Source organism: Streptomyces sp. NPDC054757 (assembly GCF_053612185.1).
Genome location: NZ_JBSHBW010000009.1, coordinates 1 through 19,195, shown reverse-complemented (window position 1 = coordinate 19,195; position 19,195 = coordinate 1). Strand labels below are relative to the sequence as shown.

Below are 19,195 nucleotides of genomic sequence, written 5' to 3'. Positions count from 1 at the left end.
GAGTACATGATGAGTTCCGCATCCGCCGACGCGGCCGTCGGCACCATATCCCCGCCGGCCGCGCCACCGGCCCCCACACCGTCGCCGCCCCCGGCGCACCGCTGGTGGGCCCTCGTGGTGATCGGTCTCGCCCAGCTGATGGTCGTCCTCGACGCCACCATCGTGAACATCGCACTGCCCTCGGCCCAGCAGGACCTGGGCTTCTCCAACGACGACCGGCAGTGGGTCGTCACCGCGTACTCACTGGCCTTCGGCAGTCTGCTGCTGCTCGGCGGACGGCTGGCCGACCTCTTCGGCCGCAAGACCACCCTGCTGATCGGGCTCATCGGTTTCGCCGGCTCGTCCGCGGTGGCCGGAGCGGCGGACGGCTTCACCCTGCTGGTGGTGGGGCGTGCGCTCCAGGGCGCGTTCGGCGCGATGCTCGCGCCGTCGGCGCTGTCGCTGCTGACGACGACCTTCACCGATCCGAAGGAACGCGGCCGCGCCTTCGGGGTGTTCGGCGCGATCGCCGGTTCCGGCGGCGCGGTGGGGCTGCTGCTCGGCGGGGTGCTCACCGAGCACCTGAACTGGCGCTGGACGCTCTATGTCAACCTCGTCATCGCCGTACTCGCGGTGGCCGGTGCGCTGCTCTTCATCCGGCGGCCCGCACCCGCCCAGCGCCCCAAGCTGGACCTGCTGGGCACCCTGCTGGTCTCCGCCGGGCTCTTCTGTGTCGTCTACGGCTTCTCCAACGCGGAGACGTACGCCTGGAGCGACCCGCTGTGCTGGGGCTTCCTGGCGGGCGGTGGCGTACTGCTGCTGGCCTTCACCGGCTGGCAGACCAGGGCGTCGCACCCCCTGCTGCCGCTGCGGGTCTTCGCCGACCGCAACCGGAGCGCCTCGTATCTGATGGTGTTCGCCACCGGCGCCGGAATGTTCGGGATCTTCCTCTTCCTGACCTACTACCTCCAGCAGATCCTCGGCTACACCCCGGTCAAGACCGGGCTCGCCTTCCTGCCGATGATCCTGATGCTGATGCTGCTGGCGCAGCTGTCGATCAACGTGCTCATGCCGAGGATCGGCCCCAAGATCATGGTGCCGATCGGCACCCTGCTCTCCGCGGGCGGCCTGGTCTGGCTGTCCCGGCTCGACCTGACCAGCAGTTACAGCGCGGACATCCTGCCGCCCCTGCTCCTCATCGGTGCCGGTATCGGCATGGTGATGCCCCCGGCCATGTCCCTGGCCACGCTGGGCATCGCCCCCGCCGACCAGGGCGTCGCGTCCGCGACCGTCAACACCATGCAGCAGGTGGGCGGTTCGATCGGTACCGCGCTCTTCTCCACCATGGCGACCACCGCGGCCAGTGACTACGTGAAGGACCACGGCACCTCCAAGCCGGCCCTCGCCGAGGCCGCCGTGCACAGCTACTCCACCGTCTACTGGTGGGCCGCCGGTCTGTTCGCGCTCGGTTTCCTGATCGCGCTCTTCCTCTACCGCAAGGGCCGCCCGCTGGGCACCGCACCGGCACCGGCCACCCCGCAGGCCGCGGCGGCCCCCGAGGAGGCCATCGAGGACGCGGCCGCCGCGACCCCGCAGGACCGCCCGACCGCCGAACTGCCCACGGCCGCACCGGACACGGCCCCGCAGCAGGCGAGCGTGCGGGGACGGGTGGTGGGCGAGGACGGCGCCCCGGTGGCGTCCGCGGTGACCCTCATCGACCAGGGCGGCCGCCAGGTCGCCCGCGCGGTCCCCGCGCCGGACGGCTCGTACGCGCTGTCCGCCCCGTACGGGAGGTACGTCCTGGTCGCTTCGGCGCCGGACTGCCGGCCGAAGATCAGCGAACTCGTCCTGGGCACCGAGCCGGTGGCCCACAACGTCCGGCTCGGCGGGACCGGCGGGCTCTTCGGCACCGTCGGCACGGCGGCCGGGCCCCTTGAGGGCGCGCTGCTCGTCGTGACGGACACGGAGGGCAGTGTGGTCGACTCCACCGTCTCGGCCGCGGACGGCGGCTACCGGCTGCCCGCGCTGCCGCCGGGCGCCTACACCCTGACCGCCGGAGCGGAGGGCCACCAGCCCTACGCCGCCCTGGTCACGGTCGCGGGCTCCGCCCCCACCCGGCACGACGCGGCCCTCACGGCAGCGGCGACGGTGCGGGGAACGGTGCACGGGCCGCAGGGCGCGCCGGTGGAGGACGCCCTGGTCACCCTGGTCGACGCGGCGGGCAATGTCGTCGGCCGGCACACCACGGGCCCGGACGGCGTCTACACGTTCACCGGCCTCACCGGCGTCGACTACACGGTGATCGCCGCGGGCTACCCGCCCGCCGCGTCCCAGCTCACCGTCCCTTCGGACGCCCAGGACGGGTTCGACGTACTGCTGGGGCACTCGGACTGAACCGGATCCGGGGCGGCCGCACGGTCTCCGTACGGCCGCCCCGGCCCCGAACTTGAGACACAGGCCACAGGACACAGGGCACAAGACACAGGCCACGAGACACAGAAATGGCCCGCATCACGATCGTGATGCGGGCCGTTCCGTGGTGATACTGAACACCTTCACCGGTGTCCGATGATGGTGCGCGAGGGGGGATTTGAACCCCCACGTCCCTAAGGACACTGGCACCTGAAGCCAGCGCGTCTGCCGTTCCGCCACTCGCGCAAGTGGTGTATCCGAGGCCTTCTCACTGGTTTGTGCGACCGCCTGGCGACATCCGAAGATTAGCACGCTGGACAGGGTGGATTCACATCCGTTCCCCCGGGGACGGAGAGACGGCCGGTGCCCCGCCCCGTGGAACGGGGCGGCCCTCCCCCCACTCCTCCTCAGTGCACGCCGAGTGCGGGACACTGGTCAGGAGGCACCTCTACGATCCGTGTGAGAGGTGACACTTATCCACAGGGGAGACAAGGGGAACCAGCCGATTTCCCCGTGCGTGGATACGATCAGTAAGCAGTACCAGGACGACAACGTCGGAGGAGGTGCCTCATGGGAGTCATGAAGAAGTTCGAGCAGCGTCTCGAAGGTCTGGTCAACGGCACCTTCGCGAAGGTGTTCAAGTCCGAGGTCCAGCCCGTCGAGATCGCCGGTGCGCTCCAGCGCGAGTGCGACAACAACGCGACGATCTGGAACCGCGAGCGGACCGTCGTCCCCAACGACTTCATCGTCGAACTGAGCACACCGGACTACGAGCGCCTCAGCCCGTACTCCGGACAGCTCGGCGACGAACTCGCCGGTCTGGTCAGGGACTACGCCAAGCAGCAGCGGTACGCCTTCATGGGCCCGATCAAGGTCCATCTGGAGAAGGCCGAAGACCTGGACACCGGTCTCTACCGCGTCCGCAGCCGCACCCTCGCGTCGAGCACCAGCCAGCAGCAGGGACCCGCCGCACCTCCGTCCCACCAGCCCCAGCGGGACGCGGGCGGTTACGGCTATCCGCCGGCCGCCGCCCCTCCCATGCCCGCCGGGCCCCCGCCCGGAGCCCAGCGCCCGGCACCCGGCCGCGCACCCGCTCCGGGGCCCATGCCGAGCACCCAGACCCGGCGCTGGATCGAGGTCAACGGCACCCGCCACCAGATCTCGCGCGCCACCCTGGTCCTCGGCCGCAGCACCGAAGCCGATGTGCGGATCGACGACCCCGGCGTATCCCGTCGGCACTGTGAGATCCGCGCCGGTTCCCCCTCGACGATCCAGGATCTCGGTTCCACCAACGGCATCGTGGTAGACGGACAGCACACCACCCGCGCTACGCTCCGCGACGGCTCGCGGATCGTCGTGGGCAATTCCACCATCGTTTACCGGCAAGCCGAAGGGTGAAGCGGGGGCAATGTCAGAGCTGACCCTGACGGTCATGCGGCTAGGTTTTCTAGCTGTTCTGTGGCTGTTCGTGATCGTGGCCGTCCAGGTCATCCGCAGCGATCTGTTCGGGACGCGCGTCACGCAACGCGGCTCGCGCCGCAACGCGGACACCCGTCCCTCGCAGACCGCGCGGCAGCCCGCCACGCCGCCGCAGCAGCGGCAGCAGCCGGCCACCGGCCGCCAGCGCCGGGGCGCGCCCAGCAAACTCGTCGTGTCCGAGGGGTCCCTCACCGGCACCACGGTCGCGCTCCAGGGCCAGACCGTCACGCTCGGCCGGGCACATGATTCCACCATCGTGCTGGACGACGACTACGCGTCGAGCAGGCATGCCAGGATCTACCCCGACCGTGACGGCCAGTGGATCGTCGAGGACCTCGGTTCGACGAACGGCACCTATCTCGACCGGACCCGGCTGACCACCCCGACACCGATCCCGCTGGGCGCACCGATCCGCATCGGCAAGACCGTCATCGAGCTGCGGAAGTAGTCACGACAATGAGCGAGCGGAGCGAGCGAGCCGCACCGGTTCCGGCAACGGACCGGGGCGCGCTCCCGACCGGAGGGTGGGCAGTGTGGCTCGAGACCGGTTGTACCCGGAGCCGACAGGCGAGGTGCGCATGAGTCTGTCCCTGCGCTTCGCCGCCGGATCGCACAAGGGCATGATCCGCGAGGGGAACGAGGACTCGGGTTACGCCGGGCCCCGGCTCCTCGCCATCGCCGACGGAATGGGCGGCCAGGCCGCGGGCGAGGTCGCCAGCTCCGAGGTCATCTCCACGCTCGTCACCCTCGACGACGACGTCCCCGGCTCCGACATCCTGACCTCGCTCGGCACCGCCGTACAGCGGGCCAACGACCAGCTCCGCATCATGGTCGAGGAGGACCCCCAGCTCGAAGGCATGGGCACCACGCTCACCGCTCTTCTCTGGACCGGTCAGCGCCTTGGCCTCGTGCATGTCGGCGACTCCCGCGCCTATCTGCTGCGGGACGGCGTCCTGACACAGATCACCCAGGACCACACCTGGGTGCAGCGCCTCGTTGACGAGGGCCGTATCACCGAGGAGGAGGCCACCACCCACCCGCAGCGCTCCCTGCTGATGCGCGCCCTGGGCAGTGGTGAGCATGTCGAACCGGACCTCTCCATCCGGGAGGTGCGGGCCGGTGACCGCTACATGATCTGCTCCGACGGGCTCTCCGGCGTCGTCTCGCACCAGACGATGGAGGAGACCCTCGCCAGCTATCAGGGCCCCCAGGAGACGATCCAGGATCTGATCCAGCTCGCCCTGCGCGGCGGCGGACCCGACAACATCACATGCATCGTGGCCGATGTGCTCGACGCCGACACCAACGACACCCTGGCCGGGCAGCTCAACGACACCCCGGTCGTCGTCGGCGCGGTCGCCGAGAACCAGGCGGCGCAGCATGACGGCGGGGCCATGCAGACCCCGGCCGGACGGGCGTCGGGTCTCGGCCGCCAGGTGCCGCCGCCCGCGCCGGGCGGCTTCGGCCCGCCCGGAAGCGGCGACGGCTATGGCGGGACCCCCGACGGCACGTTCGGTGCGTACAGCGACGAGGACTTCGTCAAGCCGTCCGGCGGCCGCAAGTGGATCAAGCGGTCGCTGTTCGTCGTACTCGCCCTCGCCGTCATCGGCGGCGGGCTGTACGGCGGTTACCGCTGGACCCAGACCCAGTACTACGTCGGGTCCAACAACCAGAACGTCGCGCTCTACCAGGGCATCAGCCAGGACCTCGCCTGGGTCAAACTCTCGAAGATCGAGACGGACCACCCGGAGATCGAACTCAAGTACCTGCCGCCGTACCAGCGCAAGCAGGTCGACTCGACGATCACGGAAGGCAACCTCAGCCAGGCGAAGCGCAAGATCAGCGAACTCGCCGAGCAGGCCGGCGCCTGCAAGAAGGACGCCGAGCGCCGCAAGGTCGAGGACGAGAACAAGCCGAAGACGGACACGGGCAAGACCACCGGCACGTCGAGCACCCTCTCTTCCACCTCTTCCACCTCTTCCTCCAAGAGCCGGACCACCACGAAACCCAAGCCCAGCGCCACACCCACGCCCGGCCCCAGCCTCTCGGAGGATGAGCAGAAGCTGGTCCCGCTGTGCGGTAAGCAGTAGAGCCGTAGGGGGCCTTTCACCACCATGAGCGTTGTCACCAACACGACCACCATCGGCGCGATCGAAGCACCGAGCCGCCGCAACACCGAGCTGCTCCTGCTGGTGTTCGCCGTCGCCATCTCGGTCTTCGCGTACGCCAACGTGGGCCTCGCGATCAACGGCTCGCTGCCGGCGGGCATCCTCGGTTACGGGACGGGGCTCTCGCTGCTCGCGGCCGTCGGCCACATCGTGGTGCGTAAATTCGCGCGCTATGCCGATCCGCTGCTGCTGCCGCTGGCCACCCTGCTGAACGGCATCGGGCTGGCGCTCATCTGGCGCCTGGACCAGTCACCCAGGCTGATCCAGCGGGCCAAGTACGCCTTCGGAGGCTTCAGCCCGGACGCGCCGAAGCAGCTGCTCTACTCGGCACTCGGTGTCGCCCTCTTCGTCGTGGTCCTCGTTTTCCTCAAGGACCACCGGATCCTGCAGCGCTACACCTACATCTCCATGGTGACGGCGCTGGTCCTGCTGATCCTGCCGGTGTTCTTCCGCTCCGTGAACGGTGCCAAGATCTGGATCAGCATCGGCTCTTTCACCATTCAGCCCGGCGAGTTCGCCAAGATCGTCATCGCGGTCTTCTTCTCCGGCTATCTCATGGTGAAGCGCGATGCGCTTGCGCTGGCCAGCCGCCGCTTCATGGGGCTGTATCTGCCGCGCGGCCGTGACCTCGGGCCGATCCTCGTCATCTGGGCGATGTCGATCCTCATCCTGGTCTTCGAGACGGACCTCGGGACCTCGCTGCTCTTCTTCGGCCTCTTCGTCGTCATGCTGTACGTCGCGACGGAGCGCACCAGCTGGATCGTCTTCGGTCTGATCATGTCCGCCGCCGGAGCGGTCGGTGTGGCCACGTTCGAACCTCACGTCCAAGAGCGCGTTGACGCCTGGCTGGCGCCTTTCTCCAAGGCGACTCTGGCCCAGAGCGATCAGGTGGCACAGTCCCTGATGGCCTTCGGATCGGGCGGAACCCTCGGCACCGGGCTCGGCCAGGGCCACTCGGACCTCATCGGTTTCGCCGCGAACTCCGACTTCATCTTCGCCACCGTCGGCGAAGAACTCGGCCTGGCCGGAATGATGGCCGTCCTGGTGCTCTACGGCCTCATCGTCGAGCGTGGTGTGCGCACTGCCCTGGCCGCGCGAGACCCGTTCGGCAAGCTCCTCGCCATCGGCCTTTCCAGCGCCTTCGCCATCCAGGTCTTCGTTGTGGCCGGTGGTGTCATGGGCCTCATCCCACTCACCGGTATGACCATGCCGTTCATCGCGTACGGCGGCTCTTCCGTACTGGCCAACTGGGCCCTGATCGGCATCCTGATCCGGATCAGCGACACCGCAAGGCGCCCGGCCCCGGCCCCCGCCCCGTCCCCCGACGCCGAGATGACCCAGGTGGTCCGACCGTGAACAAGCCCCTGCGCCGGATCGCGATCTTCTGCGGTCTTCTCGTCGTCGCCCTGCTGCTGCGCGACAACTGGATCCAGTACGTCCAGGCCGACAGCCTCAACTCCCGCAAGGAGAACCGCCGCGTCGAGATCGAGCGCTACTCCCACGAGCGCGGCGACATCATCGTCGACGGGAAGGCCATCACCGGCTCGACGGAGACCAATGGCAGCGATTTCAAGTACAAGCGCACCTGGAAGGACGGCCCCATGTGGGCGCCCGTCACCGGTTACGCCTCGCAGGCGTTCGGCGCGACGCAGCTGGAGAACCTGAACGACTCCATCCTGACCGGCAACGACGACCGGCTCTTCTTCGACCGGACGCTCTCCATGTTCACGGGCGAGAAGAAGCAGGGCGGCAATGTCGTCACCACGCTGAACGCCGATGCCCAGAAGGCCGCCTACAAGGGGCTCGGCACCAAGAAGGGCGCCGTGGCCGCGCTCGACCCGAAGACCGGCGCGATCCTCGCCATGGCCTCGACGCCCTCGTACGACCCCTCGACGTTCGCGGGCAACTCCACGACCACGGACTCGAAGAACTACATCAAGCTCAAGGACGACAAGAACGAGCCGCTGCTCAACCGGGCGCTGCGCCAGACGTATCCGCCCGGCTCCGCCTTCAAGGTGGTGACCGCGTCGGCCGCCCTGGAGAACGGCCTGTACGACAGCGTCGACACCCCGACCAGGTCCCCGCTGCCCTGGCGGCTGCCGCTCTCCACCCACGACCTGCCCAACGAGGGCAATCTGCCCTGCAAGAACGCCACGCTGGTGAAGGCCCTGGAGGTCTCCTGCAACACGGTGTTCGGCAAGATCGGCGCCGACCTCGGTGACGACAAGATGCGTGCCGAGGCGGAGAAGTTCGGCTTCAACAGTGAGCAGTTCACGCCCACCCGCTCCAACGCCAGTGTCTTCTCCAAGGACATGGACAAGGCGCAGACCGCGCTCTCCTCGATCGGCCAGTTCAACACCGCGGCCACCCCGCTGCAGATGGCGATGGTCGCCTCCGCCGTGGCCAACGACGGCACGCTGATGAAGCCGTACATGGTCGACCGTCTCACCGCTCCGAACCTGGACACCGTCGCCAAGACCAACCCGGAGAAGCAGAGCGAGCCCCTGACCAAGGAGCACGCTCAGATGGTGCAGAAGATGATGGAGGGCGTGGTCGAGAACGGCACCGGCACGATGGCGAAGATCCCTGGCGTCACCGTCGGCGGCAAGACCGGTACCGCGCAGAACGGCATCAACAACAGCGGTAACCCCTACGCCTGGTTCATCTCGTACGCCAAGACCGATCAGGGTTCCCCGGTCGCCGTGGCCGTCGTCGTCGAGGACTCGGACGCCTCCCGCCAGGACATCTCCGGTGGCGGTCTCGCCGCCCCGATCGCCAAGAACGTCATGGCCGCCGTCATCAACAGCAAGAAGTGACGGCCGTGACGGAAGCCACACGACACCTGCGCGATACCGGTCCGGTATCAGCTGACGGTCGCGTCCCGATCATCCATCCGTGGCCGGTAGCGTATCCGCGAACAGCACACCGCCGGACCACCCCAGGGTGCGGTCGGGACATACGGAGAGGGCTGGATTAGCTATGGAAGAGCCGCGTCGCCTCGGCGGCCGGTACGAGCTGGGCTCGGTGCTCGGCCGTGGTGGCATGGCCGAGGTCTACCTCGCGCATGACACCCGGCTCGGCCGCACCGTCGCCGTGAAGACGCTGCGGGCTGACCTCGCCCGCGACCCGTCCTTCCAGGCCCGGTTCCGCCGTGAGGCCCAGTCGGCCGCCTCGCTCAACCACCCCGCGATCGTCGCTGTCTATGACACCGGCGAGGACTATGTGGACAACATCTCCATCCCGTACATCGTGATGGAGTACGTCGACGGGTCCACGCTCAGGGAGCTCCTGCACTCCGGCCGCAAGCTGCTGCCCGAGCGCACCCTGGAGATGACCATCGGCATCCTCCAGGCGCTGGAGTACTCGCACCGTAACGGCATCGTCCACCGTGACATCAAACCGGCCAACGTCATGCTGACGCGCACCGGCCAGGTCAAGGTCATGGACTTCGGTATCGCCCGCGCCATGGGCGACTCCGGGATGACGATGACGCAGACATCCGCGGTGATCGGCACGGCCCAGTACCTCTCCCCCGAGCAGGCCAAGGGCGAGCAGGTCGACGCCCGCTCCGACCTGTACTCGACCGGCTGTCTGCTGTACGAACTGCTGACGGTCCGGCCGCCATTCATCGGGGACTCCCCGGTCGCGGTCGCCTATCAGCACGTACGCGAAGAGCCCCAGGCGCCCAGCAACTTCGATCCCGAGATCACGCCCGAGATGGACGCCATCGTCCTCAAGGCCCTGGTCAAGGACCCCGACTACCGCTACCAGTCGGCCGACGAGATGCGCGCCGACATCGAGGCATGCCTGGACGGCCAGCCGGTCGCCGCGACCGCGGCGATGGGTGCGGCGGGCTACGGCGGTTACGACGCGGAGCAGCCCACCGCCGCCATACGGCAGCAGGACCAGGCCGACGGCCAGACGTCCATGCTGCCGCCGATCAACCCGGACGACGGCTACGACGACCGCCCCGACCGCCGGCGGGGCCGCCCCCAGAAGAAGTCCAACACTTCGACGATCCTGCTGATCGTGGCGGGTGTCCTGGTGCTGGTCGGTGCGATCCTCATCGGCAAAGCGGTGTTCAGCGGCAGCGGTGGCGACTCCGGCAAGGTCGCTGTGCCGCAGCTCGTCGGCGAGACCCTGGACAGGGCGAAGGACTCGGTCGCCAACTCGAAGCTGAAGCTCTCCATCACGGACCGGAAGCCCTGCGACAACGCGGCGAAGGGCACCGTCTGCAGCCAGGACCCGAAGTTCGGCGGCTCCAAGCTGGACCAGGGCGACACCGTCTCGGTCGTCGTGTCCACCGGCGCCCCGAAGGTCGACGTGCCCAACGTCAACGGCGACACCGAGGACGACGCCACCCAGCTCCTTGAGAGCAAGGGCTTCAAGGTGAACCCGCAGCAGGTCGAGTCCGAATCCGAGGAGGGCAAGGTCTTCGACCAGTCCCCGAAGGGCAACACCTCGGCCCAGAAGGGCTCCGAGGTCACGATCAAGATCGCGAAGTCGACCAAGGTCGATGTGCCTCCGGTCACGGGCCGCACCTTCGAGGACGCGTCCAAGCAGCTGACCGACGCGGGCTTCCAGGTCTCCCGGGCCGCCGACCAGGAGTCGGAACAGCCCCCTGGCACGGTCATCAGCCAGTCGCCTTCAGGGGGCCAGGCCAAGAAGGGCGCGACGATCACGCTGACGGTCGCCAAGGCCAAGGAGTCACCGGCGCCGACCGCGGTCCCCGAGGTCAGGGGCAAGAAGCTGTCCGAGGCGAAGCAGATCCTCAACCAGGCAGGCTTCACCAACGTCCAGGTCGCGGGCGGCAGCAACGGCGACGACAACGCGATCGTCACCGGCGCCGACCCCGGAGTGGGCACCCAGGAGGACGACCCGGGCAGCACCACCGTGACGCTCACCACGCTTGGTGGCGGCAACGGCCGCGGGAACCACGGCGGTAACAACAACAACGACGATGGCGGCGGGATCCTGGACGGCTGGCACTGACGGCTGAACCGGGGCACCGGCCACAAGCCACCAGTCACGGTTACCGCACCACCACGCACGGGCGAAGCCCCGGCCCCCGGCAAGGCTCCTGGGAAGGAGTCCAGCCGCTGGGGCCGGGGCTTCGCCCTTCGTCCGGCCGTGAAGGGTGAGGGGGCCGCCGCGTCGTTGCTTCAGGGGCCCGCCCGGCCGGGGGTCAGCGCAGCTCGGCCGGCGGGGTGCGCTTCGCGTCGACCTTCTCCGTACGCTCCAGCTCGCCCCACACGATGTACCGGTAGCGCGAGGTGTAGACCGGGGTGCAGGTCGTCAGCGTGATGTAGCGGCCCGGCTTCTTCTTGCCGGACTCCTTGGGCACCGGCTGGAGCACGTCGACGTTGTACTTCGAGGTCTGCCGGAGCTCCCTGAACACCTTGTAGATGTACCAGGTGTCCTTGGTCTCGAAGACGACCGGATCGCCGGTCTTCACCTTGTCGATGTTGTGGAACTTGGCGCCGTGCCCGTCGCGGTGCGCGGCCAGTGCGAAGTTGCCCGTCCTGTCGGAAGGGAGCCCCGCCTTGACCGGCTTCACGTAGTACCCGGCGACGCCCTCGTTCAGGATGCTGGTGTCGGTGCCCCGCCTGACCAGCACATCGCCGTTCTTCATCGACGGGACGTGGAGGAAGCCGATGCCGTCCTTGGTGTTCAGGGCACCGGGCCCGGAGCTGCCGTGCGACCAGTTGTCCCGGATCCTGTGGCCCTGGGCGGCGGCGTGCCGGTCGGCCACGACATTCGTCCACCACAGCGAGTAGACGACGAAGAGCCCCAGCACGAGACCCGCCGTGATGAGCAGTTCGCCGAAGAGACTGACCGCGGTCGCGATCGGTCCTCGGCCGGCGCCGCGGGCACGGGGTGTGGTCGTCTGTTCGTCCTGCTCGGTCGTCGATGCCACCGCACCTGTCCCCTGTTGTCCGTAACCGTTCAGCCTGCGGTCAGGGCTTCGGGCATCCCCTTGCTCCTTGGCCGTTCGTCAACCATCTTGCCCCACACGACCATTCGGTACGTACTGGTGAACTCGGGGGTGCAGGTGGTGAGCGTGATGTAGCGGCCCGGCCGGGTGAAGCCGGATCCCACCGGAACCGGCTGGATCACCGACACGTTCGACGGGGACGTCTGGGCGAGGTGGCTCGTCACCTCGTACGTGTAGTAGTCGTCCTGCGTCTCGACGACGACCTTGTCGCCGTCCTTGAGCTTGTTGATGTAGCGGAACGGTTCGCCGTGGGTGTTGCGGTGGCCCGCCAGTGCGAAGTTGCCCGTCTTCGCCGACGGCATCGCCGTCTTGAGCTTGCCCTCGCTGTAGTGGCCGACCATCCCGCGGTCGAGCACCTTGGTCTTGCTGACGCCCTCCGCGATCGGCACGACCACGTCCAGCTTGGGAATGTGGATGATCGCGAACCCCTGTCCGGGCTCGAAGGCACCGGGGGCGCCCTTCTTGTCGTCGCCCTTCGCCCAGTTGTCCTGGAGGCTGTGGGCCGTGCCGTTGGCCTCCTGGTGGGCACGTACGTTCGTCCACCAGAGCTGGTAGGTGACGAACAGCAGCATCAGCACGCCGAGGCTGATGAAGATCTCGCCGATCGCCCGGCTGGCGATGACCGCGGGGCTGTCCTTGAGCGCGCGGGCCGCGAGGCGCGCCTCCATCCGGGTGCGGGGGATGGCCGGGATGACGGGTTCGGCGGGGGCGGCGGGCGCGGTGCTCCTACGGCCCCGGCCTCTGGCCGCCCTGCGGCGCTCGGCACGGCCGCCGGTCGTCGGCACGGGAGGCCGGTCATCGGCCGCGGACGATGACGACGGGAACGGCACCTCGGATGACGACGGGGCTGCGGCGCCGCCGGTACTCGGGAGGGCCGATGCCCCGTCGTCCTGGATGACGGGGAGCACGGCCGTGCTGCCCTCCTGGTCGGGCGCCGGGGCCGGGGCCGGCTGCGGGGAGGAGGCCGGAGCCGGGGCCTGCCGGAAGGCGCCCGGGGCCGAAGCCGGCTGGGCATACGGCTTCGGGGCTTGGTCCGGCTGCGCGTACGGCTTCGGGGCCGGGCCCGGAGGGACGTGCGGCTGCCGGTTCCGGCCCGGCTGGGCGTACGGTTTCGGGCCCGGCTGTACGTAAGGCCCCGCGGCCGGGGGCCCGGCCGGGGGTGTGGCCTGCGGCGGGGCTATGGGCTCGTACACCGCCTCCCGGCCGTACCAGTCCCGTGGCGGGTCCTGCACGGCCGGTTCGGGCGTCGTGCGCTCCCTGCGCTCCGCGCGGAACCACGGCGATCCATGGCTGCCGGCGGGCAGCGGGTCCGTCAGCGGGTCGTAGTCGCGGCCGGGCCCGCCCGGTGGTTCCGGCCGTGGTTCCGACGCCCCCGAGCCGTCCTGTCCGGGGCGCACTCCCGTCACGCCGCGGCCTTGCCCACCACCGGCGCAAGCCCCGCCGACCGTCCGACCGCGCCTGTGTCGCCGCACTGCACCAGCCAGTTGGCGAGCATCAGGTGGCCGTGCTCGGTGAGCACCGACTCGGGGTGGAACTGCACGCCCTCGACCGGCAGTTCACGGTGGCGCAGCCCCATGATGATGCCGTCCGCGGTCCACGCGGTGACCGCAAGCTCGGGCGGTACGGTCCGGGGCTCGGCCGCCAGCGAGTGGTAGCGGGTGGCGGTGAAGGGCGAGGGCAGCCCGGCGAAGACACCGGCACCCTCGTGCGTCACCGGAGACGTCTTGCCGTGCAGCAGCTCGGGGGCGCGGTCCACCACTCCGCCGTACGCCACGGCCATCGACTGCATGCCCAGGCAGACCCCGAAGACGGGGACCCCGGTGTCGGCACAGTGCCGCACCATGTCCACGCAGACACCGGCGTGTTCGGGCGTTCCGGGTCCGGGAGAGAGCAGGACGCCGTCGAAGCCGTCCTGTGCGTGCGCGAGGGTGACCTCGTCGTTCCGCACGACTTCGCACTCGGCGCCCAGCTGATACAGGTACTGGACCAGGTTGAAGACGAAGCTGTCGTAGTTGTCCACGACGAGGATGCGGGCGCTCATCGCACGGCCCCCATTCCCTGGTCGACCGTCACGTCGTTGAACGGGAGCAGCGGCTCCGCCCACGGGAAGACGTACTGGAAGAGCAGGTAGACGAGTACGAGCACGAGCGCGAGCGAGATGGCCGACCGCAGCCATACGTTGCCCGGCAGATGCCGCCAGATCCAGCCGTACATGCTGTCCCTTCCGTTCGTGTGACGGCACCAGAGTAGAGGGCAGGGGCGGGGGCTCGTGGGTCACCCGCGCAAAGCGGCCGGCTTGCCCTGCGTCACCGGCTGCGTGGAGTCGAGGTGCCCCCAGGCGATGAGCCGGTGGCTGCTGCCCCATTCCGGGTCGCAGGTGGTGAGTGTCAGATAGCGGCCCGCCCCCTGGAAACCGGATTTGACCGGCACCGGAGCGATGACTCCGGTGTCGGACGGGACGGTCAGATAGGGCTTGCGGTCGATGCGGTACGTGTACCAGGTCGTCCCGTCCGTGAGCACCACCGCGTCCCCGGGCCGCAGTTTCGGGAAGTCCTTGAACGGGTCGCCGTACGTGCGCCGGTGTCCGGCGACCGCGAAGTTCCCGGTGGCGCCGAGCCTGGCGGTCCCCGCGTAGTGGCCGAGGCCCCGCTGGAGGGTGCCGACGGCCGTGTTCTGCAGCACGGGCCTGCTCCAGTCGCCGCCGAGGCGTGGGATGTACATCACGGCGAAGGGTTTACCCGCCCGGTAGGCGGCGGGGGCCGGCTTCGGCTGCGGCGCTCTCGACGGCCCGGAGGCCCCGGGGCCGGGGGTGGCCGCCGCGCTGTGGGCCCACTGGCGGTGCAGGTCGTCGATCTGGTGGTCCGCGGCGCTGTCCGCCTTGACGCCCGTCCAGAACAGCAGATACGCGACGAACAGCACGATCAACGCGCCCACGGTGATGCAGAGTTCGCTGAAGCTCCTGACGATCAGTCGCACCGTCACAGCCGTCCGCCTCCCTGGAACTACCCCACAGGTGCTGCGTAATGGAGATCCACTGTGCCCGAGTAGCCGGGAAGAGTCACCGTCCGGTGGTCGTCGACTTTCCAGCCGAGCCCGTACGCCTTCACGTACTGCAGATAGTTCTGGATCGCCGGGGAGGCGTTGAGCGCCTTCTTCAGCTTGCCGCGGTCGCCGACCGCGGTCACCTTGTACGGGGGCGAGTAGACGCGGCCCTGGAGGAGCAGGGTGTTGCCGACGCAGCGCACGGCGCTGGTGGTGATCAGGCGCTGGTCCATGATCTTGATGCCCTTGGCGCCGCCCTTCCACAGGGCGTTGACCACGGCCTGGAGGTCCTGCTGGTGGATGACCAGGTCATTGGGTTGCGGGTCGGGGTAGCCGGGGTTGGCGGTGGCGTCCGGCGGGGCGTCGTCGAGCGTGACCGAGACCGCGGCGCCGCTGAGCTTCTGCGTACCGGCGGACTTCTCCAGGGCCTTGAGCCCCTCGTCCTGCTTCTTCGTGGCCCCGCCGTCACGCTGGGCGAGCGCGTCGACGTCGCGGCGTACGGCGGCGGTGGAGTCGCCGAGCGCCTTGTTCTTGCCGTTGCGCTCCTGGATGAGGTCGGAGAGCTTCAGCATCGAGGCGTCGGTGCGGATGTCGGTGCCCTTGGCGGTGTTGAAGCTGGTCACGAAGATGAGTCCGGCGAGCGCGAAGACGGCCGCGGTGAGGATCCGGACCGGCCGCCGGATGCGGTGGCGGGTGGCCCCTGTGGGAGAGTCGTCAGAATTGCTCAACGTACCCTTATCTCCTTCCACACCCCGGAAGCACTACGCTAACGGACGCCCGGGGGAGGCCATGCGCCCCGTCGCAACCGCTCCCGGCACTTCCCACACAGTTCCCCCTGCGCGGTCACGCAGCGCATCGACAGGAGAGCCCCTCGTGCCGAAGTCACGTATCCGCAAGAAGGCCGATTTCACGCCGCCGCCCGCGACGAAGCAGGCGACTCCCATAAAGCTGACGAACCGCAGCTGGGTGGCGCCGGTGATGCTGGCGTTCTTCTTGATCGGTCTCGCCTGGATCGTCGTCTTTTACGTCACGGGCGGCGATATGCCCATCGAGGCGTTCGGCAACTGGAACATCGTGGTCGGTTTCGGCTTCATCGCGGGCGGCTTCGGCGTCTCGACCCAGTGGAAGTAGCCCGCGGGCCCTTCACACGCCTTGGCTCCCGTCAAGCCCTGCCCTGAGTTATCCACAGCGCTATCCACAGCCGGGGAAAACTCAGAAGATCTGTGGATAACTTTCGGGCGTTGACACCGGTGTGACTACTCGACGCCATACCACAACAGTGCCCCGCCCCTTGCCCTTCCTGGGGAAACCCAGGTCAGCGGCGAGGGGCACTGTTGTTCCCCACAGGATGCACAGGGCCCGCCACTCGCTGTGGACAACCGGGCCCGGAGCCCCCGGGGACGGCCCTGTCAGGTCAGCATGGCCGTTCTGGCCAGCACCATGCCGAGGGTCGCCAGCAGCACCAGTACACAGGTGCCGAACTGCAGCAGCGTCCGCCGCTCGCGCGGTGCGTGCACCATGCCGATCGCGATGACGATCCCGGCGACGAAGCCGCCGAGATGCGCCTGCCAGGCGATTCCGCCGGTGAAAGTGAAGATCACATTGACCACGAGCAGCCCGATGAGCGGCCGCATGTCGTAGTTCATGCGCTTCATCAGGACACCGGTCGCGCCCAGCAGCCCGAAGATCGCGCCGGAGGCACCGAGCGACGCCTCGGTCGGCGACGCGATGAGATAGGTGAGCGCGCTGCCCGCGAGCCCGGAGAGCAGATATAGCGCGAGGTAGCGGGCCCGGCCGAGGGCCGCCTCCAGCGGCCCGCCGATCCACCAGAGGCTCAGCATGTTGAACCCGATGTGCGCGTAGTTGGCGTGCATGAACATCGCGGTGAACAGCCGGTACCACTGCCCCTGGGCAACGCCCTCGAGCGGCCCAAACGGCATGGTCCGCGCCTGCCCCAGCAGCTCGTAACTGGTGTCGAAGCTGTTGTTGTTCGCCACCTGCATGATGAACACCACGACGTTGATCCCGATGAGGATCTTGGTGAGCAGACGCGGGTCGGCGGTGACTGTACCGCCCGCCACGGTGCGCGGTCTGCTCGCCGCCGCCGGGGTGCTGCCGGTGCCCGAGCCGCGTACACACTCCGGGCACTGGAAGCCGACCGAGGCGCTGACCATGCACTGCGGGCAGATCGGCCGCTCACAGCGGACGCAGCTGATGCCCGTCTCCACGCCGGGGTGGCGGTAGCAGTGGGGCAGACCGCCCGCCCCTGACCGCCGCTCCGGGCCTCCTGGCAACTCTTCCATCGGGTTCCCTCGTCTCGTACGGGCCGCGTACGCGCTGCACCCGCCCCGCTCGTCATACGGACGGACGGGGCCGGTGGTTCCCGTACCCGCCAAGGCAACGGGCTCCCCGCTCCCGCGCCCGTGTGATCCGGCGGCCGGCACCGGCCGCCGTGGTTCAGCTCTTGCGGGTGCCGGCCCCGTCACGGGTCTCGACGACGACCGTCTCGATGACGACGTCCTGGACCGGCCGGTCGGTGCGCGGGTTGGTCGGCGTGGCGGTGATCGCGTCGATGACCTGCTGGCTCGCCGCGTCGGTGACCTCGCCGAAGATGCTGTGCTTGCGGGTCAGCCAGGTCGTCGGCTGCACCGTGATGAAGAACTGCGAGCCGTTGGTGCCAGGGCCCGCGTTGGCCATGGCGAGCAGATACGGCTTGTCGAAGGCCAGGTCCGGGTGGAACTCGTCGGCGAACTCGTAGCCGGGGCCGCCCGTGCCGTTGCCCAGCGGGTCGCCGCCCTGGATCATGAAGCCGCTGATCACCCGGTGGAAGACGGTGCCGTCGTAGAGCCGGTCCGTGGACTTCTGGCCGGTGGCCGGGTGGGTCCACTCCCGCTCTCCCTGGGCGAGTTCGACGAAGTTCCTGACCGTCTTCGGCGCGTGGTTCGGCAGCAGCCGGATCTCGATGTCGCCGCGGTTGGTCTTCAGGGTGGCGTAAAGCTGCTCGGCCACGGGTGTGTGCCTTCCGTAAGTCTTCTCTGACGTTCCCCGATCCTCGCACGGCCCCGGAGGCCCCGGGGCCCAGCGCCTTCCGTCCGGTCCGGCCCGTCCGGTGCGGCTGGTTCACGTCGTCCTGTTCAGGCCGCCACGCAGGGGAAAAGCACCCGGGTCACCGGCGAACCGGGCGCGCCCGGGGCCGAATCATGGCATTGTCGGGGCGCAGACGCCCCCTTGCACCACAATGACGAATTATGTCTTTCCTGACCCGGATGCCTGCCCTCACGTGCCGCGAAGGTGCCGTGCAGGCATGATTTCGAAAAGGGTGGACAGGCGAATGACAGAACGCCACCGATGAGGAGGAACCCGTGACCCGCATGGACAGCGTGCGCGCCGCGACCGGTACGGCGAAGGAGAACGTGCTGCACGCCGCGGAAGTGGTGGCGCCCTACGCCGAAACGGCCAAGGAACAGGCCACGCATTACGCCAACGAAGCTCGTGTACGGCTGGCCCCGAAGGTCTCGCTGGCAGCGCAGCAGGCCCGTACCCAGTACGACGCACGGCTCGCACCCCACGTCGACCAGGCCCTCACTCATGTACCGCCGAAGGTCGACGCCGCCGCGCAGCGCGCGGCGAAGGCCGCCCGGCAGGCGCAGTGTCAGCTCGCGCCGCGGGTGGAGCAGGCCGTGGCAGCGGCTCAGCCCGTCCGTGAGGAGGCCGCGGCCCGCAGTGCGGCCGCCGTCGCCGCGCTGCGCGGTCAGGTGTCGGCGAAGCAGATTCAGAAGCTGGTCAGAAAGCAGCAGCGGCGCGCGAAGGCGGGCCGGCTGGCGAAGGGCGTCTTCGTGCTCGGCGTGGTCGCCGGAGGTGCGTTCGCCGCCTGGAAGTGGTGGGACAAGCAGGCGAACCCCGACTGGCTGGTCGAGCCGCCCGCGCCCACCGAGGTCGGGGACGGCCGGCCGCCGCTCACTGCGGTCGACGGCAGCGCCGACGCCCTGGACCCCGAGGTCAAGGCCAAGCAGGCCAAGGCCGAGGAGGGCGACCAGGAACGCGACGACCCCCGGAACTGACCGGCGGACGCCGGTCGCGGTGGACAGGGACGCGCGTGCGGGGCGCCAGGAGACTCAGG

At 69.0% G+C, this 19,195-nt stretch carries 17 protein-coding genes and 1 tRNA gene; 9 read left to right on the top strand and 9 right to left on the bottom strand.

From position 1 onward, the window contains the following. Positions 1 to 9 precede the first annotated feature (9 nt). Positions 10 to 2,373, top strand: coding sequence for a DHA2 family efflux MFS transporter permease subunit (locus ACWGKJ_RS13660; protein WP_385019645.1), 2,364 nt, complete (start codon positions 10 to 12; stop codon positions 2,371 to 2,373). 178 nt (positions 2,374 to 2,551) lie between these two features. On the opposite strand, the gene ACWGKJ_RS13655 is transcribed toward ACWGKJ_RS13660, so the two are convergent. Then, a tRNA-Leu gene (locus tag ACWGKJ_RS13655) sits at positions 2,552 to 2,637 on the bottom strand. 324 nt (positions 2,638 to 2,961) lie between these two features. Between ACWGKJ_RS13655 and ACWGKJ_RS13650 the strand changes: the two genes are divergently transcribed. From ACWGKJ_RS13650 to pknB, 6 genes are all read left to right on the top strand, one after another. Continuing rightward, positions 2,962 to 3,789 carry an FhaA domain-containing protein gene (locus tag ACWGKJ_RS13650; RefSeq protein ID WP_385033074.1) on the top strand — a complete coding sequence of 276 codons (828 nt, stop codon included), beginning with the start codon at positions 2,962 to 2,964 and terminating at the stop codon, positions 3,787 to 3,789. Positions 3,790 to 3,799: 10 nt separating this feature from the next. Next, a complete protein-coding gene (locus ACWGKJ_RS13645; RefSeq protein WP_385033071.1) occupies positions 3,800 to 4,318 on the top strand; it encodes an FHA domain-containing protein FhaB/FipA in 519 nt (172 codons plus the stop codon). Positions 4,319 to 4,448: 130 nt separating this feature from the next. After that, positions 4,449 to 5,960: a PP2C family protein-serine/threonine phosphatase gene (locus ACWGKJ_RS13640; RefSeq protein WP_385033068.1), complete on the top strand. Its 1,512-nt coding sequence runs from the start codon at positions 4,449 to 4,451 to the stop codon at positions 5,958 to 5,960. Positions 5,961 to 5,984: 24 nt separating this feature from the next. After that, positions 5,985 to 7,394, top strand: coding sequence for an FtsW/RodA/SpoVE family cell cycle protein (locus tag ACWGKJ_RS13635; RefSeq protein WP_385033064.1), 1,410 nt, complete (start codon positions 5,985 to 5,987; stop codon positions 7,392 to 7,394). Then, positions 7,391 to 8,854, top strand: coding sequence for a peptidoglycan D,D-transpeptidase FtsI family protein (locus tag ACWGKJ_RS13630; RefSeq protein ID WP_385033061.1), 1,464 nt, complete (start codon positions 7,391 to 7,393; stop codon positions 8,852 to 8,854). The genes ACWGKJ_RS13635 and ACWGKJ_RS13630 overlap by 4 nt, the downstream gene beginning before the upstream one ends. 163 nt (positions 8,855 to 9,017) lie before the next feature. Continuing rightward, positions 9,018 to 11,030, top strand: coding sequence for a Stk1 family PASTA domain-containing Ser/Thr kinase (gene pknB / locus ACWGKJ_RS13625; RefSeq protein ID WP_385033058.1), 2,013 nt, complete (start codon positions 9,018 to 9,020; stop codon positions 11,028 to 11,030). A gap of 193 nt (positions 11,031 to 11,223) precedes the next feature. Here the strand turns inward: pknB and ACWGKJ_RS13620 are convergent, their stop codons facing one another. The 6 genes from ACWGKJ_RS13620 to ACWGKJ_RS13595 are packed head-to-tail and all read right to left on the bottom strand — an operon-like array spanning position 11,224 to position 15,803. Beyond that, positions 11,224 to 11,955 carry a class E sortase gene (locus tag ACWGKJ_RS13620; RefSeq protein WP_385033055.1) on the bottom strand — a complete coding sequence of 244 codons (732 nt, stop codon included), beginning with the start codon at positions 11,953 to 11,955 and terminating at the stop codon, positions 11,224 to 11,226. Positions 11,956 to 11,984: 29 nt separating this feature from the next. Beyond that, positions 11,985 to 13,439, bottom strand: a complete 1,455-nt coding sequence (locus tag ACWGKJ_RS13615) for a class E sortase (protein WP_453315734.1) — start codon at positions 13,437 to 13,439, stop codon at positions 11,985 to 11,987. Beyond that, a complete protein-coding gene (locus ACWGKJ_RS13610) occupies positions 13,436 to 14,074 on the bottom strand; it encodes an aminodeoxychorismate/anthranilate synthase component II (RefSeq protein ID WP_385033049.1) in 639 nt (212 codons plus the stop codon). Before ACWGKJ_RS13610 ends, ACWGKJ_RS13615 begins: the two co-directional genes overlap by 4 nt. Next, positions 14,071 to 14,247 carry a hypothetical protein gene (locus tag ACWGKJ_RS13605; protein ID WP_385033046.1) on the bottom strand — a complete coding sequence of 59 codons (177 nt, stop codon included), beginning with the start codon at positions 14,245 to 14,247 and terminating at the stop codon, positions 14,071 to 14,073. Before ACWGKJ_RS13605 ends, ACWGKJ_RS13610 begins: the two co-directional genes overlap by 4 nt. A gap of 60 nt (positions 14,248 to 14,307) precedes the next feature. Further along, positions 14,308 to 15,015: a class E sortase gene (locus ACWGKJ_RS13600; protein ID WP_385033043.1), complete on the bottom strand. Its 708-nt coding sequence runs from the start codon at positions 15,013 to 15,015 to the stop codon at positions 14,308 to 14,310. 20 nt (positions 15,016 to 15,035) lie between these two features. Further along, positions 15,036 to 15,803, bottom strand: a complete 768-nt coding sequence (locus ACWGKJ_RS13595; protein ID WP_385033040.1) for a DUF881 domain-containing protein — start codon at positions 15,801 to 15,803, stop codon at positions 15,036 to 15,038. 145 nt (positions 15,804 to 15,948) lie between these two features. On the opposite strand from ACWGKJ_RS13595, the gene crgA reads away from it, so the two are divergent. Then, on the top strand, positions 15,949 to 16,206 hold the full coding sequence (crgA, locus tag ACWGKJ_RS13590) for a cell division protein CrgA (protein WP_385033037.1): 258 nt from the start codon (positions 15,949 to 15,951) through the stop codon (positions 16,204 to 16,206). A gap of 278 nt (positions 16,207 to 16,484) precedes the next feature. Here crgA and ACWGKJ_RS13585 read toward each other — a convergent pair whose 3' ends face one another. Both ACWGKJ_RS13585 and ACWGKJ_RS13580 read right to left on the bottom strand, forming a co-directional pair. Continuing rightward, complete coding sequence (locus tag ACWGKJ_RS13585; RefSeq protein WP_385033034.1) at positions 16,485 to 17,378, bottom strand: rhomboid family intramembrane serine protease; 894 nt, start codon at positions 17,376 to 17,378, stop codon at positions 16,485 to 16,487. A 154-nt stretch (positions 17,379 to 17,532) separates the two neighbouring features. Continuing rightward, the gene (locus ACWGKJ_RS13580; RefSeq protein ID WP_385033031.1) at positions 17,533 to 18,084 is read right to left on the bottom strand and encodes a peptidylprolyl isomerase; all 552 of its coding nucleotides are present in this window, start codon (positions 18,082 to 18,084) and stop codon (positions 17,533 to 17,535) included. A 353-nt stretch (positions 18,085 to 18,437) separates the two neighbouring features. Here ACWGKJ_RS13580 and ACWGKJ_RS13575 point away from each other — a divergent pair, with 353 nt between their 5' ends. Then, entirely contained in the window at positions 18,438 to 19,136 is a 699-nt protein-coding gene (locus ACWGKJ_RS13575; RefSeq protein ID WP_385033028.1) for a DUF5324 family protein, read from the top strand. The last annotated feature ends 59 nt before the right edge of the window (positions 19,137 to 19,195 follow it).

Coding starts and splice junctions, on each gene's coding strand:
- ACWGKJ_RS13650 (WP_385033074.1), top strand. CDS start 2,962: ATGGGAGTCATGAAGAAGTTCGAGCAGCGTCTCGAAGGTCTGGTCAAC.
- ACWGKJ_RS13635 (WP_385033064.1), top strand. CDS start 5,985: ATGAGCGTTGTCACCAACACGACCACCATCGGCGCGATCGAAGCACCG.
- pknB (WP_385033058.1), top strand. CDS start 9,018: ATGGAAGAGCCGCGTCGCCTCGGCGGCCGGTACGAGCTGGGCTCGGTG.
- ACWGKJ_RS13640 (WP_385033068.1), top strand. CDS start 4,449: ATGAGTCTGTCCCTGCGCTTCGCCGCCGGATCGCACAAGGGCATGATC.
- ACWGKJ_RS13645 (WP_385033071.1), top strand. CDS start 3,800: ATGTCAGAGCTGACCCTGACGGTCATGCGGCTAGGTTTTCTAGCTGTT.
- ACWGKJ_RS13585 (WP_385033034.1), bottom strand. CDS start 17,378: ATGGAAGAGTTGCCAGGAGGCCCGGAGCGGCGGTCAGGGGCGGGCGGT.
- ACWGKJ_RS13660 (WP_385019645.1), top strand. CDS start 10: ATGAGTTCCGCATCCGCCGACGCGGCCGTCGGCACCATATCCCCGCCG.
- ACWGKJ_RS13610 (WP_385033049.1), bottom strand. CDS start 14,074: ATGAGCGCCCGCATCCTCGTCGTGGACAACTACGACAGCTTCGTCTTC.
- ACWGKJ_RS13605 (WP_385033046.1), bottom strand. CDS start 14,247: ATGTACGGCTGGATCTGGCGGCATCTGCCGGGCAACGTATGGCTGCGG.